The 2711-nt window shown below is 71.9% G+C and carries 1 protein-coding gene and 1 pseudogene; both read right to left on the bottom strand.

Annotated elements, in window-relative coordinates:
* A pseudogene (locus tag ABT296_RS38520) lies at positions 1-173 on the bottom strand (2-oxoacid:ferredoxin oxidoreductase subunit beta); the annotation flags it as partial.
* On the bottom strand, positions 163-2046 hold the full coding sequence (locus ABT296_RS38515) for a 2-oxoacid:acceptor oxidoreductase subunit alpha (RefSeq protein ID WP_351934799.1): 1884 nt from the start codon (positions 2044-2046) through the stop codon (positions 163-165). The pseudogene ABT296_RS38520 and the gene ABT296_RS38515, both read right to left, overlap by 11 nt.
* Positions 2047-2711 lie beyond the last annotated feature (665 nt).

Genomic DNA, 2711 nt, shown 5'->3' with positions numbered 1-2711 from the left:
GGGAAGCGGGAGGAGCAGCCGATGCCCGAGATGAACACGATGTTCTCGCGGGCCAGGCCGAGTTCGGGCATGAAGCCCTGCACGGCCGCCAGGATGGCGTAGTCACCGCAGCCCGGGCACCAGCGCACCTCCTGGTCGGACTTGAAGTCGCGTGCCGACAGTTCAAGCGGCATGGATCTCCTCCTTGAGCACCGCGGCGAGCTGCTCGGCCTTGAACGGCATGCCGCTCACCTGCGTGTGGCTGCGGACGTCGACGAGATAGCGGGCCCGCACCAGCGACGCGAGCTGCCCGAGGTTCATCTCGGGGACGACGACGCGGTCGTACCGCCCGAGCACGTCACCGAGGTTGCGCGGGAAGGGGCTGAGGTGGCGCAGGTGCGCCTGCGCGATCGACTCCCCGGCCGCGCGCAGCCGGCGCACCGCGGCGGTGACCGGCCCGTACGTCGAACCCCAGCCCAGCACCAGGGTGTTCGCCCCGTCCGGGTCGTCCACCTCGACGTCCGGCACCCAGATGCCGTCGATCTTCCGCTGCCGGGTGCGCACCATGAAGTCGTGGTTGGCCGGGTCGTAGGAGATGTTCCCCGTGCCGTCCTGCTTCTCGATGCCGCCGACACGGTGCTCGAGCCCCGGGGTGCCCGGGATCGCCCAGGGCCGGGCCAGGGTGAGCGGGTCGCGTTTGTACGGCCAGAAGACCTCGGTGCCGTCGCCGAGCGTGTGGTTCGGTCCGTCGGCGAAGTCCACCCGCAGGTCCGGGAGTTCGTGCGGCTCCGGGATTCGCCACGGCTCCGTGCCGTTGGCCAGGTAGCCGTCGGAGAGCAGATACACCGGGGTGCGGTACGTCAGCGCGATCCGCACCGCCTCCAGCGCCGCGTCGAAGCAGTCGGCCGGGGTCTGCGGCGCCACGATCGGCACCGGCGCCTCGCCGTTGCGGCCGTACATCGTCTGCAGGAGGTCGGCCTGCTCGGTCTTGGTCGGCAGCCCCGTCGAGGGGCCGCCGCGCTGGATGTCCACGATGACCATCGGCAGTTCCAGCGCCACCGCCAGACCGATCGTCTCGCCCTTCAGCGCCATGCCGGGGCCGGAGTTGGAGGTCACCGCCAGCGAGCCGCCGAACGCCGCGCCGAGTGCCGCGCCCGCCGCCGCGATCTCGTCCTCGGCCTGGAAGGTGCGCACGCCGAAGTTCTTGTGCCGGCTCAGCTCGTGCAGGATGTCGGAGGCCGGGGTGATGGGGTACGAGCCCAGGAACAGCGGCAGGTCCGCCTGGCGGGAGGCGGCCAGCAGCCCGTACGACAGCGCCAGGTTGCCGGAGATGTTCCGGTAGGTGCCGGACGGGAACGTGTCGGCGGCCGGGGCGATCTCGTAGGAGACCGCGAAGTCCTCCGTCGTCTCGCCGAAGTTCCAGCCCGCCTTGAACGCGGCGATGTTGGCCTCGGCGATCTGCGGCTTCTTGGCGAACTTCGTCCGCAGGAACCTCTCCGTGCCCTCGGTGGGCCGGTGGTACATCCACGACAGCAGGCCGAGCGCGAACATGTTCTTCGCACGCTGGGCCTCCTTGCGGGACAGCCCGAACTCCTTCAGTGCCTCGACGGTGAGACTGGTCAGGGGGATCGGGTGCAGGCGGTAGCCCTGGAGCGAGTCGTCCTCCAGCGGCGACCGGTCGTAGCCGGCCTTCGTCAACGACCGCGAGTCGAACTCGTCGCTGTTGACGAGGAGTTCGCCGCCGGCCCGCAGGTCCGCCAGGTTCGTCCGCAGCGCCGCGGGGTTCATCGCCACCAGTACGTCCACGGCGTCGCCGGGCGTGAGGATGTCGTGGTCCGCGAAGTGCAGCTGGAAGGAGGAGACACCGCCCAGGGTGCCTGCGGGGGCGCGGATCTCGGCGGGGAAGTTCGGCAGGGTCGACAGGTCGTTGCCGAACGACGCCGTCTCCGACGTGAACCGGTCACCCGTCAGCTGCATACCGTCTCCGGAGTCGCCCGCGAACCGGATGACCACACGGGACAGCCGCTCGGTCCGCGAGGAGACGTCCGAGGCCGCCGGTGGATGGATGCTGGGGTGAGGAGCTGCAGTCACCGAGCCTCTACCTCTCTCTCGGGGGATGCCCACGGCGGTTGCAGTCTGAGTAGCCCGCCTAGAGGGGTGGTCAAGAAGCGGTGCACCAGCGGAAGCACCGCGTCGAGGGGCGGGGGGCCCGCCTTCACGGCGGGTACGGGTCCGCCTCCTCGGCGGGCGCGGGGCCCGTGTTGTCGGCGGGGGCCGGGCTCATTCCGCGGGTGGGTGTCGGGCCCGCTCCCTGGGTGGGTGCTGGGCTCATTCCGCGGGTGGGCGCTGGGCTCACTTCCTGGGTGGGTGCTGGGCTCATTCCGCGGGTGGGCGCTGGGCTCACTTCCTGGGCGGGCGCCGGGCTCACTCCCCGGGCGGGTGTCGGGCCCACTCGCCGGGTGGACGCTGTGCCTGCGGCGGGCTGCGGCGCGGCTTCCCGGCGGCTGCCGGGCGGCCGCCCGGCGGGGTGCCGTTCCCTTTCGGCGGGTTCCGGGATCCCGTGGGGGTGCTGAGCCTGCGGTGGGGTGCCGGGCGACTTCCCCGGCGGGGTGCCGGGTCCGCTCGTTCGAGGACGAGGCCCTTCGGGACCGAAGCGGGGGTCCGGGGGCGGCAGCCCCCGGGGTCGGGACGGGAAGGGGCGGCGGGGGCGAAACACCCTGGGGGCCCCAGCA

Origin of the sequence: Streptomyces sp. NPDC000983 (genome assembly GCF_040299205.1) — a bacterium.
GTDB lineage: Bacteria > Actinomycetota > Actinomycetes > Streptomycetales > Streptomycetaceae > Streptomyces.
Note: the sequence above shows the minus strand (reverse complement) of the source record. Positions and strands in the feature narration are given on the sequence as shown.